Origin of the sequence: Pedobacter cryoconitis (assembly GCF_014207135.1) — a bacterium.
Taxonomy (GTDB): domain Bacteria; phylum Bacteroidota; class Bacteroidia; order Sphingobacteriales; family Sphingobacteriaceae; genus Pedobacter; species Pedobacter cryoconitis_D.
This window is the reverse complement of record NZ_JACHCC010000013.1, coordinates 26,038-40,570: the sequence shown is the minus strand read 5'-3', so window position 1 is coordinate 40,570 and position 14,533 is coordinate 26,038. Positions and strand designations below refer to the sequence as shown.

General features: G+C 40.2%; 11 protein-coding genes. 4 read left to right on the top strand and 7 right to left on the bottom strand.

The genetic code is table 11. The features are described 5' to 3' along the window. Window positions 1-5 precede the first annotated feature (5 nt). The gene (locus tag HDF25_RS21770) at window positions 6-2,810 is read left to right on the top strand and encodes a M16 family metallopeptidase (RefSeq protein ID WP_184628516.1); all 2,805 of its coding nucleotides are present in this window, start codon (window positions 6-8) and stop codon (window positions 2,808-2,810) included. A gap of 57 nt (window positions 2,811-2,867) precedes the next feature. On the opposite strand, the gene HDF25_RS21765 is transcribed toward HDF25_RS21770, so the two are convergent. Beyond that, the gene (locus tag HDF25_RS21765) at window positions 2,868-4,400 is read right to left on the bottom strand and encodes a glycoside hydrolase family 10 protein (RefSeq protein WP_184628515.1); all 1,533 of its coding nucleotides are present in this window, start codon (window positions 4,398-4,400) and stop codon (window positions 2,868-2,870) included. A gap of 214 nt (window positions 4,401-4,614) precedes the next feature. Here HDF25_RS21765 and HDF25_RS21760 point away from each other — a divergent pair, with 214 nt between their 5' ends. Further along, a complete protein-coding gene (locus HDF25_RS21760; protein ID WP_184628514.1) occupies window positions 4,615-5,523 on the top strand; it encodes a hypothetical protein in 909 nt (302 codons plus the stop codon). Here the strand turns inward: HDF25_RS21760 and HDF25_RS21755 are convergent, their stop codons facing one another. Genes HDF25_RS21755 through HDF25_RS21740 form a run of 4 tightly spaced genes read right to left on the bottom strand, consistent with a single transcriptional unit; the run spans window position 5,524 to window position 11,241 of the window. Beyond that, complete coding sequence (locus HDF25_RS21755) at window positions 5,524-9,252, bottom strand: HAMP domain-containing sensor histidine kinase (protein ID WP_317618242.1); 3,729 nt, start codon at window positions 9,250-9,252, stop codon at window positions 5,524-5,526. A gap of 24 nt (window positions 9,253-9,276) precedes the next feature. Continuing rightward, complete coding sequence (gene fabD, locus HDF25_RS21750; RefSeq protein WP_184628513.1) at window positions 9,277-10,161, bottom strand: ACP S-malonyltransferase; 885 nt, start codon at window positions 10,159-10,161, stop codon at window positions 9,277-9,279. Between the two features lie 17 nt (window positions 10,162-10,178). After that, entirely contained in the window at window positions 10,179-10,817 is a 639-nt protein-coding gene (gene folE, locus HDF25_RS21745) for a GTP cyclohydrolase I FolE (protein ID WP_184628512.1), read from the bottom strand. Between the two features lie 13 nt (window positions 10,818-10,830). Continuing rightward, window positions 10,831-11,241 (bottom strand): 6-pyruvoyl trahydropterin synthase family protein, encoded by a 411-nt coding sequence (locus HDF25_RS21740; RefSeq protein ID WP_041883392.1) that lies wholly within the window; start codon window positions 11,239-11,241, stop codon window positions 10,831-10,833. A gap of 142 nt (window positions 11,242-11,383) precedes the next feature. On the opposite strand from HDF25_RS21740, the gene mqnB reads away from it, so the two are divergent. Further along, a complete protein-coding gene (gene mqnB / locus HDF25_RS21735) occupies window positions 11,384-12,016 on the top strand; it encodes a futalosine hydrolase (protein ID WP_184628511.1) in 633 nt (210 codons plus the stop codon). 34 nt (window positions 12,017-12,050) lie between these two features. Then, window positions 12,051-12,902, top strand: coding sequence for a menaquinone biosynthesis family protein (locus HDF25_RS21730; protein WP_184628510.1), 852 nt, complete (start codon window positions 12,051-12,053; stop codon window positions 12,900-12,902). A 5-nt stretch (window positions 12,903-12,907) separates the two neighbouring features. Here the strand turns inward: HDF25_RS21730 and HDF25_RS21725 are convergent, their stop codons facing one another. Further along, window positions 12,908-13,288: a hypothetical protein gene (locus HDF25_RS21725; RefSeq protein ID WP_184628509.1), complete on the bottom strand. Its 381-nt coding sequence runs from the start codon at window positions 13,286-13,288 to the stop codon at window positions 12,908-12,910. 1 nt (window position 13,289) lies between these two features. Beyond that, window positions 13,290-14,522, bottom strand: a complete 1,233-nt coding sequence (locus HDF25_RS21720) for an ABC transporter permease (protein ID WP_184628508.1) — start codon at window positions 14,520-14,522, stop codon at window positions 13,290-13,292. Window positions 14,523-14,533 lie beyond the last annotated feature (11 nt).

The window sequence follows — 14,533 nt, the reverse complement described above, 5'->3', positions numbered from 1 at the left end:
CAAATATGTACAAAAATACCTTCCTGATCCTTGGGTTAACTGCACTCCTTGCAGTTAACACCACGGTATCCGGGCAAACGAAGATACCCGATGACCCTGCCGTTAAAATTGGCAGGTTATCCAACGGCCTGACCTATTATATCAGGAGAAATACAGAACCCAAAAACAGAGCTGAACTTTACCTGGCCAACCGGGTTGGTTCTTTAATGGAAAATGATGATCAGCAGGGACTGGCACATTTTACCGAACACATGGCTTTTAACGGAACTAAAGATTTCCCGAAAAATGAAATCATCAATTACCTGCAGAAAGCAGGCGTACGGTTTGGTGCCGATTTAAATGCCTATACCGCATTCGATCAAACCGTGTACCAATTACCTATTCCAACTGATAGCGCCGAAGTCTTCAGGACAGGCTTTAAAATTCTTGCCAACTGGGCAGGAAAAATCAGTATGGATGGAGCCGAAATAGATCGCGAAAGAGGCGTGATTATTGAAGAAGATCGTCAGCGTGGTAAGAATGCGCAGGAGAGAATCAGCAAGCAATTATTACCCCTGTTGCTTAAAGATTCGCGATATGCGATTCGTATTCCCATCGGAAAGGTTGATTTGCTGAAGACCTTTACACATGATAAAATCAGAAACTTTTACGCAGACTGGTACAGACCCGATCTACAGGCTGTCATTGCTGTAGGAGATTTTGATGTCAATGAAGTAGAGAAATTAATCATAGCCAATTTCTCTGTGCTGAAGAACCCCCTGAATGAAAGAGAGAGATTAAAATATGATCTTCCAGATAATCAAACCCCGCTGATCAAAATCGTAACTGATCCTGAACAGCAATATAATGTTGCCTTTGCAATCTGGAAACAGCGGGGCAATATTGTAAAAACCACAGAAGACCAGCGTAAAAACATCATCTACAGTATGATCAATGCTATGCTGTCGGCCCGTTTCCAGGAAATCCTGCAAAAAGGTAACCCTCCTTTTTTGTTCGGTCAGAGTTCCTTTGGAGCTTATCAGGATGGGTTAGTACCTGGTATTAATGCCTTCCAGACTATAGTTGCCTCAAAATCCGGCAAAGAACTACAGTCTGCATTCACAGCAGCAATCGCAGAAAGCGAAAGGGCAGTAAAATTTGGTTTCTTACAAGCTGAACTTGATGTAGTCAAAAAAAATATGGAAGCAGGGAATGAGATCTCTCTCAGGGAAAAAGACAAAACCCCCTCTTCTTCATTTATGGGCGAATATCTAAGCAACTTCCTGACTGGTTCGGCTATGGGTTCAATTGAATTTAATTATGCTGACACCAAAAAGAACCTCCGGACAATTACCCTCCCTGAAGTTAATGCCCTGGCAAAAGCACTGATTACCAAAGACAATCAACTCCTGATCGTACAGGCTCCCGAAAAAGATAAAGCCGATCTTCCAGGCCCTGCACAGCTGCTGGCTGTACTGGACAATGCAGGAAAGAATCTGAAGCCATATCAGGATAACACAGTAAAAAAACCTCTTTTAGCTAAAACACCAGTTCCCGGTAAAATAACCGCAGAAAAGAAATTTGAGGATATCGGCGTTACACAATGGACTTTAAGTAATGGCATCAGGGTACTTCTCAAACCAACTGATTTTAAAAATGATCAGGTCATTTTCAGTTCCTTTTCTAAAGGAGGCACCTCCATTGCTCCCCCTCTTGATTATCAGTCAGCAGAATATGCCGGTATTATTCCCGAGAGTGGCGTAGGAGATTTCAACCCCACACAACTTGATAAATTGCTTGCGGGCAATACCGGAAGGGCAAATGCCTATATCGGAGATTTATATCAGGGATTTACCGGAAGTGCATCCCCTAAAGACCTGGAGAATGCTTTCAAGATGGTCTATGCTTCAGCTCTGACACCACGAAAAGACGCCGAAATATTCAAAAAGAGCATCAGCGATTATAAAGTAAGTCTGGAAAATAAAAATTCAGATCCCGGAAGTGTTTTTGCAGACACCGCTCAGGCTGTTTTATCTTCCTACAATAAACGCAGTATGCCCTATACACTGGCTGATCTCGGTAAAATCTCTCTGGACAAGTCTTTCGCCTTTTTTAAAGATCGTTTTGCGGACCTTGGAGAGCAGACTTTTGTTTTCGTAGGGAATTTTGACCCGAAGACTATAAAACCGCTTGTAGAGCTTTATATCGCCAGCCTCCCAACGCTGAATAAAAAACAGAATTTTGCAGACCTTGGCGCAGCACCACCCAAAGGTATTGTCAGTAAAACTGTACATAAAGGTCTTGAAGACAAAGCCACTGTGCAACTTTACCTGCATGGAGACTATGACTACACGGCTGAAAACAATGTTCAGCTTGATGCCTTAAAGAGCGCACTGGAAAACAAAATACTGGAAAGACTGCGTGAAAAAGAAAGTGGGGTTTACAGCCCAGGAGTATCTCTGAACGTCAGTAAATACCCTAAAGCACATTATTACTTTACCATCTCCTTCAGTTGTGCAACAGCTAATGTAGAAAAGCTGATTGCCGCAGCAATGGATGAAGTAAAAACGATCAGGACTAACGGAGCTACCCCCGAAGACATAATCAAATACAAATCTGAAGAGCAGCGTCAGCAGGAATTGAATCTGCGTGATAACGATTACTGGTTAGCTTACCTGACGACCAGGCTTAAATATGGTGATCCGCTGAATCAGCTGCTGACTGAAAAACAAAGGGTCAGTACCGTAACTGTCGAATCATCAAAAGCTACAGCCAAAAAATTTTTAGCTGCAGAGAATTACATTCGCCTGGTTTTACTCCCCGAAAAATAATATAATCTTCAGTATAAAAAGAAATCCCGGTTTGACACTCAAACCGGGATTTCTTTTTTATTTAGTTTCTACCCCTACAGGGCCACCAGGATCACTTTCATTCTTTATTCTGTCCAGCGCAGTAACCAGGTAATTATATCTTTTCCCTTTCTCTACACCTGTATCCAGAAACGAAGTTATATTCTCAAAACTGATTTTAATAATGTTCTTCGGATTCACCACACTGATCTTTTCTCCTTCATCGAACCGGTAAATCACATAACCAGATGCCGTTTCTCCATCCTCCGCTTTCAAAGGCACCTCCCATTTCAACTGTACACCCGGACCAACCACATCCGCAGTTAAATTCCTTGGAACATTTGGTACAATTTCATCCAGCCAGGGCATTTGTGGCGGAAGTGCCGGATATTTATACAAATCGTTTCTCAGAGAGTCTCCGGTTGCCCGCGCTACTGTAGAAAATGACTTAGAGCTAAAAAAAACGCTCCCCTGAACACGATTATTTTCTCTCATATATCTGATCTGATCTGGAATCTGACTTGGGAGTCTCCATGCGGCTTCCATCCGCTGATTCATCAGGTAAGCGGCCTGCCCGATATAAAGGTGCCTGCCATAAGTATTATTGCTCCACCAGTCAACCAGGGTATCAAAGGGTGCGGCCTTCCTGGTAAAACTAAAATATACCTGTGGATTGATATAATCTACCCAGCCTTCTTTAATCCATTTTCTTGAATCGGCATAAAGCTCGGTGTAATTAGAAAGACCATGTGTAGCAGACCCCTCGGGATCTTCATTCTTATTTTTCCAGATTCCAAAAGGACTGATCCCAAACTTTACATACTTTTTATAATGGTGAATACTATCGTCAAGCTGTTTGATCAGCAGATCGACATTGTTTCTTCTCCAGTCATTTATATTCGTAAATCCGTTTCCGTATTTACTGAAAGTAGCACCATCATTAATCCGTTGCCCAGCAATAGGATAAGGATAAAAATAATCATCAAAATGGATACCATCCACGTCATACCCCTTCACTACATCCAGAATTACCTGAACAATATACTCCCTGACCTCAGGTAGCCCCGGATCAAACTGTTTCTTTCCTCCGTAAGTAAAGAACAAATCGGGTCTTTTTCTGGTCATATGCCCTTCGGCGATAACTGTATTCGGACTCATTGTTGCACGATATGGATTAAACCAGGCATGTAACTCCATTCCGCGTTTATGTGCTTCTTCAATCGCGAATTCCAGAGGGTCATATCCCGGACTGGGTGCGATTCCCTGTCTGCCCATCAGCCACTGGCTCCATGGCTCTCTTGACTTACGGTAAAATGCATCTGCTGCCGGTCTGACCTGCAGCATAATTGCGTTCATTCCATTTCTCTTATGCTGATCCAGTAAGGCAATCAGCTCCTGCTTTTGCTCATCAACACTTAACCCCGGTCTGGAAGGCCAGTCGATATTGGTAACAGTCGCAACCCACACCCCTCTGAACTCTCTTTTTGGAGCAATTTTTGCTGCTGATTGTGCATATATAAAACTGGGGATACTTAAAATTGTGAAAATTGCAAAAACAATCTTTTTCAGCATTATTCGTTCTTTTGGTAGTTTAAATTTAAAACAGCCGGGGTTTTATAAAAAAAGATTTTTCCCCAACGTCAGCAATTAAACGAATTTTTTTAAGCTCTCATACAATTTCAGTCATTTTTTTACCACAAATTATTTTTTTTATCCTATGTTCGTTTTTTTTATGAATAAGTAACAATACATAATACACCCAAAACACACCAATTTTTGATTTCAAATGTTAGACCGAAAAGATCCCGTTAATAAAGGAGACCGCAATAAAATATATTTTCTCATTGTTGTCATTGCAGCCCTCCTAGGCACAAATGCCTTCTTATACTTCAAAGATAAACATGAAAAAGAACGCTTCGTTACAACCAATACGGAGAAGGAAAGGCTAAAACTTGAGGTTGAAAAAATAGAAGTTGAGTTTGACAAAGTGAATACAATGAATGTTGCCCTGACGGATAAACTACAGCAGGAACAGCAATTAGCCAGAGCTAAGATCTCTTCCCTGAAACAAGCCTTGCAAAAAGGAGAAGTAACGCAGGCAGAATTAGCTAAAGCACAGGAAGAGCTTAAAAAACTAAGATCATTTTTATCAGATTATAAGGAAGACTTTTCCCGTTTAGAGAAAGAAAATACATTTCTCAGAGCTGAAAGGGATAGTCTGGCCCGCTCTGTGACTTCAGTCTCAGCTAAAGCCAGTTCTCTCGAAAAAAAGAATTCGGAATTAAATGCCAAAGTAAAAAGTGGAGCGGCACTAAAGGCTTTCAATGTACGCCTTCAGGCATTTAAAGTAAAAAATAGCGGTAAAAACGTTGAAGTCACCAAAGCTTCCACTGCAAAAAAACTGACTACCTATTTTAATATTGTCCCTAACCAGCTGGCTGAGAAAGATTATCACAAAATTTATCTCCGTGTCTTCGATCCCTCAGGTAACTTAATTGCAGATGAGCAAAATATGTTTGAAGCTGATGGTCAGGAAATGCAGTACAGTGACATGATCACGATCTCCTACAACAACGACGACACTGCTTATCTGATAGACTGGGTAAACCCAAAACCCTTTGTTAAGGGAACATATGCTATCATTTTATACGCAAACGGTTTTACCATGGGTAAAGCATCCATTTCACTGAGATAATCAGCTGATATCCTGAACTAGCGGGAAGCTTAAATAAAAAGTAGTACCGGTATCCATCACAGATTTAAAATCTATCGTTCCCCCGGCATTTTCTACAGCCTGCTTGACAAAGGCCAGCCCCAGCCCGGTACCAGAAGATTTAGTTGTAAAATTAGGCACAAATATCTTCGGTTGCAGATCAAGGTCAATTCCTTTTCCGTTGTCTTCTACCTCCACCCAGACATAATCAGAATCGTTGGTGATTTTAATAAAAATCATGCATTTATCTTTCTGGTTTGCAGCCTCGATTGCATTCTTCATCAGATTGTTAAATGACCGTAGCATCTGATCCTTATCCCCCTGTATAAATACCTCTTTGCTGGTTAGATTGGATATATATATTTCAACATTTTTAGTATTGACAAAAACATCCCTTGTTTGCTCAATGATCGGAATAAGCAGCAGTTTTTCCAGTTTGGTATCCGGCATTTTTGCAAAGTTTGAAAACTCAGAGGCGATCGTCGCCAGACTATCGATCTGCTCCACAAAAGATCTGTAAAAACGCTCGAACTTCTGTTCAAAGTTAGGGTCCTTTTCTTTCCATGATTTTTCCAGTAACTGTACCCCCAGTTTTAATGGCGTGAGCGGGTTTTTAATCTCATGGGCAACCTGTTTGGCCATTTCGCGCCAGGCACTCTCCCTTTCAGATTTCGCAAGTTTAACCGCACTTTCTTCCAGTGCAGCAATCATCTTGTTATATTCTTTGATCAGCGATCCGATCTCATCATGCCTGGACCAGATAATAGGCTGATTTTTCTGCCCCAGTTTAGTCTTTTTTATACTCTCCTGAATAAAGGTCAGCGGACTGGTGATCTGGTTCGCCAGAAACACCGCCAGGATACCTATAGCCACAAAAACCAGTGCGTAAATGTTAATCAGCGTATTAATAAACAAACCTATTTTAGATTGATAGTCAGCTTCATTTCCATAATAAGGCAAACCAATATAGGCTACAGTCTGATTTTGTGCATTACGGATAGGCGCATAAGCCGAAGAGTACTTAAATTCACCTATGGTTTCCTGTGGATTTGAATATTCTGATCGCTGGAGTTGCTTCAGATAAATATAGGCTTTAGGCTCCATTTTAGTTCCTATAATCCCATAATCATACATCTTTGGCAAAGAAGTAAACAACAGGTTCCCATCGGTGTCAAACAAATTCAGGTAAGCAGAATTAATATCCGCAAACTGGTTGAAATTGATGACCGCGACATCCGTACTTACAGGTATCCCTGTACCAAAGATCTGCTTCTCATAAGAAAGCTGTACTTTCCGTATTTTTTCACGGATAAAATCTTCCTGCTGTTTCCTGTATTCATCCCTGATATAAAAGAAGGTTGACCAGCCGACGATCAATAATGTAGCGACTACAGATAATACGATAGAGAGCTGTATCCTGGTCTTATATAGGATCTTATTCGCATTAATCATTAAAGAGCGATTGATATTGAACCATCCTCCCCAGCTCTGATCAATATTTTTCAGTAACCAGATCAGCATGTATAAAGCCGCCGAGAAAATAATAAACATCAGAAAGAAGAAAGATAATGCCGCTAACCGGACTATATAATTCACCTTTTCCTTACTGATCACTATAATTTTTGAATTACTTGCCGAATAAATTAAATGACTGTATCCCAACTTCGGCTCATTCACAATTACAGGTTCTCCATAAACACCTTTAAACTCTGTATTAGCAATTTTGTAAGTGTATTTCCCTGCCTGTTTGATCAGTTTATTATTGTTATAAAAAGCAAAAGAGTAATTACTGTAGTCCTCTTCGTTTTTCAGTTTCCCATCAATCAGGATTTCCGGAAACTGACTGTTATAATTGTACTGCTGAGATTTCAGTTCTATAACCAGGGTACCCAGAATATGATTATCATCAAAAATAGGAATGATCCCAAAATAGTTTTGATAACCAAAAGTATCATTAAGGCGGTAAAAGAAATTTGAGATCTTGACAGAGCCAGACTTAACCAGGTTCTGATAATGTTGTAGTGACCTGTCTTCTCTTACTGCCAGCGTAGAGTCCACTGCGTTAAATTCATAAAAATTATGCTCAAAAGGAGACAGATAACCATCGAGGAAAGTCTTGATAATATAATTCTGCAGAGCCAGATGCCTGTTTGACCCTGGGTTCTTAAAATAATCAGTAATAAAAAGATCATTGGAAATCCCGTTTCCAAGACTTTCGATTGAATTGATCACCTTAGGATCATCCGAAGACTGTAAGCGCTGCGCTATCACATAACGGTTACTACGCTCCTTAATATCATTAAATTTCAGATACTTGATGGAGGAGATAAAGGCAAGGCAAAAGAAGATCGCAGCAAAAATACCAATGGAGAACTTATTTTTCTGGATATAACTATTATAGGAAATAATGAACAGAAACAAGGCGTATGCGATGAAGAAAGCCGTAAAATCCACACATAACATATAGATAAAGTACATGGCAAACATGGCAAAAAACAAGAACAGCCTCTCCTTGTTTGTAACTTTCAACTGCCTGGTCAATTCGATACAGACACTGGCCAGGAGATACACATTGAACCAGACCAGACAAAGAATCACTATACAAACCCAGCTCAGCCAGCTGAGGTTTATAATATTGGTGATATCAAAATTTATCTTGGAGTTATAAATAAGACCAAAAAACACCTCATTCATCAGAAACGCTATGCCCGAGAAAAGCAATAACAGGAAAACATGAAAAAGTAATCCTGCAATCTTACTTTTGGTCATCCATCGGGGAAGTTTGTAGCTCTCCTTATAAGTATAAACAAACAAGACAACCCAGGTAATACCCAGCACATTAAGTAAAAAATCACCCAGAGAAGGCAGGAAAAAACTTTCTGCATAGATAGAAGGGCTGAAAATCTCCAGGCTGAACTGATGATTATACCAGCCATATTCCAGGTCAGTGATCCGTACCCCCAAAAAGAAAGTAATCAGTAGCAGGGTAGCCGGAATCAGGTACCCTCTTTTAGCCAGTCTTGCACAGAATGAATTGACAAATAAAGAAAAACTGAATAAGCCAATGACCCACAGCCAGATCTGGATGGTAGAATAAACACTCTGGGTATAATTAGGCTTGAGTTTGACTTCAAATAACAACTTCCCTTCCAGGTTCATAATGCCATTTACTTCTTCATCCATAAAAGATGCTAAAGCCAGCGAATTCGAAGAAGATAATTGATTTACAATCCCATTTTTCAGATATCTGTTCTGGATACTGAACTGATCCTTTACATCTATCAGAAAAACCAGTGTGTAGCTGCCTTCTGTTTTTTTGATGACCTCATACCAGCCATTGGCTAATTGCAGAAAAGAAGAGCCTTCTTTGATCTTATCCAGATTAGGCGGTATAGCCTTGTAAGAACTCCAGAATTTAAGTAAGTCGTGGTCATAGGTAAGAATATTAATTCCTTTGGCTCCAAAGGAATTAATATAATTTAAGGCAAATGTTTCATTCAAATGAAATTGCTTGGCTCTTTCAAGCTGCTGCGCATCTGCCAGGAAGTTATATACCGCATGTTCATTCAGTGCAAGGTTCTCCTGGAGTTTACTTGCTTCGTGTTGCAGGAGGTCCTTTTCAGTTATAGAATGCTTTAACGATAATGCGGTAATAATACAGCATATCCCCAGAATCAATAAAAGAAAACGAATTTTACCTCCTATATGCACATCGGTTTTTTTTAATAATGAAGATTAAACAGGAACTGTTGCAGAACTTGTCTGAACTGAACGGTTCACTTTTTTAACCAGGCCCTGTAAAACATTACCCGGTCCTACTTCAATAAATTCGTCCGCTCCATCGGCCAGCATACGCTCTACAGTCTGAGTCCATTTTACAGCACCGGTAAGCTGTGTAATCAGGTTAAATTTAATTTTTTCCGGGTCTGTCTGCGGTCTTGGATCCACATTCTGATAAATTGGACATACCGGAGGTAAAATTGTAGTATTTTCAATAGCTTCCTTCAGTTCAATTCTGGCAGGTTCCATCAATGGAGAGTGAAATGCACCACCTACATTTAACTTTAAAGCTCTTTTAGCACCAGCCTCAGTCAGTTTTGCACAAGCGATATCCACCCCTTCAATACTTCCTGAGATAACCAGCTGCCCCGGGCAGTTATAATTTGCAGCGACAACGACTTCATCAATCTCTTCACAAATTTTCTCTACCACATCATCGGCCAATCCAAGAATAGCGGCCATCGTAGAAGGTTGCAGTTCACAAGCTCTTTGCATAGCATTTGCACGTGCGATTACTAATTTCAATCCATCCTCAAATGAGATTGCTGAGGCAGCAACCAAAGCAGAAAACTCTCCTAAAGAGTGTCCGGCAACCATATCAGGTTTAAAATCATCACCTAATGATTTGGCCAGGATGACAGAATGAAGAAATATAGCTGGTTGGGTAACCTTAGTTTGTTTTAACTCCTCTTCCGTGCCCGAAAACATAATATCACTGATCCTGAAACCAATAATATCATTCGCTTTTTCAAATAATTCTCTGGCTAGTTCTGTCTCGTACAGTTCTTTACCCATACCTGAAAATTGCGCGCCCTGCCCTGGAAATAAATATGCTTTCATTTATATTATTCTATATTTTAATGTAATCGTGCTGTAATTAACCTCAAAAACTCTGCCCTTGTTTTGTCTTTTGCAAATTCACCTGTAAAAGCCGAGGTTGTTGTTACTGAATTTTGCTTCTGTATACCTCTCATCGCCATACATAAATGCTGACATTCAATCACTACCGCTACACCCGCAGGTTCAAGCGTTTCCTGAATACAATCTCTGATCTCGTTGGTCAGACGTTCCTGTACCTGTAATCTTCTTGCAAAGGCATCCACCACACGTGGGATCTTACTCAGGCCTACAATGTGTCCGTTAGGAATATAAGCCACATGAGCTTTACCAAAAAAAGGCAGCATATGGTGCTCGCACATAGAATAAACTTCTATATCCTTTACCACAACCATCTGGCTGTAATCTTCTTTAAACATTGCTGAGCGCAGGATCTCTGCCGGATTGATATCATAACCATGCGTAAGAAACTGTAGTGCCTTAGCCACACGCTCAGGTGTTTTCAACAAACCTTCCCGTTGCGGATCTTCACCAAGTTGTGTTAATATATCAGTATAATGACTTGAAATAGAAACTGTTTTCGCTTTATTGTAACGATCTATTTTAATATACCCTTCGTTTTCTTCTTCTTCAAAGGTATCTATTGTATGATTTTCCATCTATCTTGTTTGATTAACCGAAGTATTCTACAAAATTATTTTCGGTCTCGTAAATTTTAACACAATGCAGCTCTGCGCCGCCAGCTTTAATATGCGGAAGTAATTGATCCCAGACAGCAATTACCAGATTCTCTGTAGAAGCCAGTTTGTCCTTCATAAAATCTACATCCAGATTAAGATTTCTATGGTCTAATTTATCAATGATATGCTCATTGATGATTTCTTTCATCCATTTAAGGTCAACCAAAAATCCTGTTTCAGGATTCACTTCACCTTTAACAGTAACAAACAGCTGATAATTGTGACCATGCCAGTTCGGATTGGCGCATTTGCCAAAAACTTCAAGATTATGATCATCAGACCAGTCTGGTCTTGCTAATTTATGTGCGGCGTTGAAAGATTCTTTGCGGGTTATATAAATCATATTTCAGTAATTGACTGCAAATATACGAAGACTATCTAAAAAGAAGCATGCAATTGAAGCTGTGCTACTTTTAAAAGTTTATCGCTGTGCAGATTATCTGTAATATGATCCCGCCACTTTTTAAATTTTGTAACTTCGTCAAATGAAGATACTGGTAGTTGCAGCAACGAGGGCCGAGGTCTCTGGGTTTTGCAAAAATTTTGGCCTGGCTGAAGAAAATTTCACACAAAATACTCATTTTGATTTGCTGATTACCGGTGTAGGTATGACAGCAACAGCCTTCGCCCTTGGACAACATTTATCTACTGCATATCAGCTGGTTATCAATCTCGGAATAGCCGGATGTTATGACCGCAGCATTCCGCTGGGCACCCTGGTGAATATCGTAAATGACGAATTTTCAGAATTAGGCGCCGAAAATAAAGATGATTTTTTAACTATTGACGAGATGGGATTCGGGAAGAGCACTTATACCGCCACTTATAATGCTGAGCTCAGGGATGTAAATACTTTACCAAAAGCAAACGGGATAACTGTCAACAAAGTACATGGGAATACTCAGAGTATCAGTGCGATTGTCAACAGGCTTAATCCCACTACAGAAAGTATGGAAGGCGCCGCTGTATTTTACTGTTGTGAGCAACTCGGCATTCCCTGTCTGCAGGTCCGAAGCATTTCCAATTATGTAGAAGAGCGGAACCGGGATAACTGGAATATCGGTCTGGCTGTCAAAAACCTGAACAACTGGGCAATTGAATTTTTGACAAACGATTAACCAACCGGATACCGGAACTACTTACATTTACGCCATGAAACTTTCTCTTGGCTTTTCTCCGTGTCCTAATGATACTTTTATTTTTGACGCACTAATCCATCATAAAATCGATACCGAAGGATTAGAATTTGAGGTATTTTTTGATGATGTCGAAACCCTCAATCAAAAGGCTTTAAGAGCCGAACTGGATATTACCAAATTAAGTTTTCATGCATTTGCCCATGTTGCTGACAAATATGCACTACTGGATGCCGGAAGTGCATTAGGTTTTGGTGTTGGCCCGCTGCTGATCTGTAAAAATGAGCAGCTGATAAACAGCGATGAACTGAGATCAGAAAATTCTGCGCTGTCGGTCGCTATTCCCGGCGAACTGACCACTGCAAATTTCCTGTTGGGCATTGCTTTTCCCAATTTACGCAACAAACAAGTAAAAGTTTTCTCAGAGATACAGGATGCTTTACTGGACGGGAATATTGATCTGGGTCTGATTATCCATGAAAACCGCTTTACCTATACCGATAAGGGCCTGCATAAGATTGTGGATCTGGGCAGCTACTGGGAAGAACTTACTGGCTGTGCAATCCCCCTTGGAGGAATTGTGATTAACCGTAAGCTCGATCATGAAATACAGCTTAAAGTAAACCGTCTGATCCGCAAATCAGTCGAATTTGCCTTTGAGAATCCCAAATCAGGAATAGCATTTATTTCCAGCCACGCCCAGGAAATGGATGAAGCTGTCATGTACAAACACATTGAGCTGTACGTTAACAAATATTCTGTTGATCTGGGTACAGAAGGCAGAAAAGCGATAGATATCCTGTTTAAAATGGCCCGGGAAAAAGGAATAATCCCTGCACTCAACCACGATCTGTACGTAACCAGTTAATTTCTTTACTGGTTACAGGGACCGTCCGGGATGTCCTTTGTAATTTTAAGCAGTTTAGTCACTACCAGTGTAGAGTCAAAATCTGCCGACACGATCAGACTGTCAGATTTAACCACGTGACATTCTGCCTCAATGTAGACTGGCTCATAGGGCTTCTCAAAATTGAATTTACTATAGCTCAGCTCCAGTGTTTTTGCACTGTCAGTTACCCAGTATTCCCGTCCTTCTTCACAATCTGTGAATGACTTTATCTCAGGACCGTAGCTATATAACCCTTTTATTATTCTTGTATTCGCCTTCGAAGTATCCTTCCCATTACGATTGCAGGCGGCAAGGACAACAGAAAGTACAAATAACAATAAAAATGTATGTTTTAAGGAATTCATGTCAGAGGTCTTGATTTAAGTGATTAATGTTCTTCACGCTTAATTTAGCTGACAAAGCTGATGCCATAAACGAGAAAACACTCACTGTGATGAATACTAATAAAAAATCTTTCCATTTTAGGCCAACAGGATAAGCATTACTCATGATCAGGTTATCCTGTGACATTTTGACAAGCCCGAATTTCTGTTGTACTAAACAGAAGATCAGTCCTACAAAAAGCCCGAAGATACAGCCTGCCAGCGTAATCATCATTCCTTCGAAAAGAAATATTTTTTTGATCAGTCCTTTTCCTGCTCCCAGACTACTTAAAATAGCAATATCCTTCATTTTATCGATAACCAGCATAGTCAGTGACCCTATGATATTAAAGATCGCAATAATCAGGATAAATGTTAAAATAATATATACCGCCCACTTTTCGGTACTTAATATATTATATAATGCTTTGTTCTGCTCGATTCTGTCTTTGACGACAAACGTATTACCCAACTGCTGCTCTATCTTAGCTTTAAACACATCCGGATTAACGCCCTTCTGCAAATTGATTTCCACCGAACTTATCTTTTTATCCTCCTGTAATAATTTCCTGGCAAAACTTAAGGGTACAATAGCGATATTATCAAAATCCTGCTGTACCTCAAAAATTCCGGAAACCGGGATGTACTCATTCATAAAATCATCCGCCGGATTAATAGAACTCGTAGACATTCCCTTTTTAGGTGAGAAAATCTGCAATTGTGTAAACGGATCATTTGTATTGACCATCAGATAATTTTGCAGGGCCGAACCTATTACTGCATTGGGGCCCGCATCATTCTGAAGAACAAATTTCCCCTGAACCGTAATGCTGTCGAGGCTTTTATTTCTAAGATATGCTGTACTTACCCCTTTGACCAGCCCCACCGACTGCTTATCCCGGTATCTGAGTAAAGCATTTTCAGATAATACCTCAGTATAAGAATAAATCTCACCGGCCTTTTTAAGCTGCGTAAAATAAGCCGTCCCCGGATCAAAGGTTTTTCCTTTGGCAGGTGCAATGACCAGCTGAGGGGTAATGGTATTAAACATTTTCAGCACAACCTCTTCAAACCCGTTAAATACGGATAAAATGATAATCAGCGCCGCACTTCCAACAAAAACTCCCAGCACCGAAATGGTAGAAATAATATTTATGGCATTGGTAGACTTTTTAGCAAAGAGATACCTGCGGGCAATATAGAGGGCTGTGTTCAAATGCTGTTCGT

What these genes read in the sequence shown, in the direction of transcription:
- HDF25_RS21770 (WP_184628516.1), top strand. Translation starts at nt 6, where the DNA reads ATGTACAAAAATACCTTCCTGATCCTTGGGTTAACTGCACTCCTTGCA.
- HDF25_RS21740 (WP_041883392.1), bottom strand. Translation starts at nt 11,241, where the DNA reads ATGATTTATATAACCCGCAAAGAATCTTTCAACGCCGCACATAAATTA.
- HDF25_RS21765 (WP_184628515.1), bottom strand. Translation starts at nt 4,400, where the DNA reads ATGCTGAAAAAGATTGTTTTTGCAATTTTCACAATTTTAAGTATCCCC.
- folE (WP_184628512.1), bottom strand. Translation starts at nt 10,817, where the DNA reads ATGGAAAATCATACAATAGATACCTTTGAAGAAGAAGAAAACGAAGGG.
- mqnB (WP_184628511.1), top strand. Translation starts at nt 11,384, where the DNA reads ATGAAGATACTGGTAGTTGCAGCAACGAGGGCCGAGGTCTCTGGGTTT.
- fabD (WP_184628513.1), bottom strand. Translation starts at nt 10,161, where the DNA reads ATGAAAGCATATTTATTTCCAGGGCAGGGCGCGCAATTTTCAGGTATG.
- HDF25_RS21760 (WP_184628514.1), top strand. Translation starts at nt 4,615, where the DNA reads ATGTTAGACCGAAAAGATCCCGTTAATAAAGGAGACCGCAATAAAATA.
- HDF25_RS21730 (WP_184628510.1), top strand. Translation starts at nt 12,051, where the DNA reads ATGAAACTTTCTCTTGGCTTTTCTCCGTGTCCTAATGATACTTTTATT.
- HDF25_RS21725 (WP_184628509.1), bottom strand. Translation starts at nt 13,288, where the DNA reads ATGAATTCCTTAAAACATACATTTTTATTGTTATTTGTACTTTCTGTT.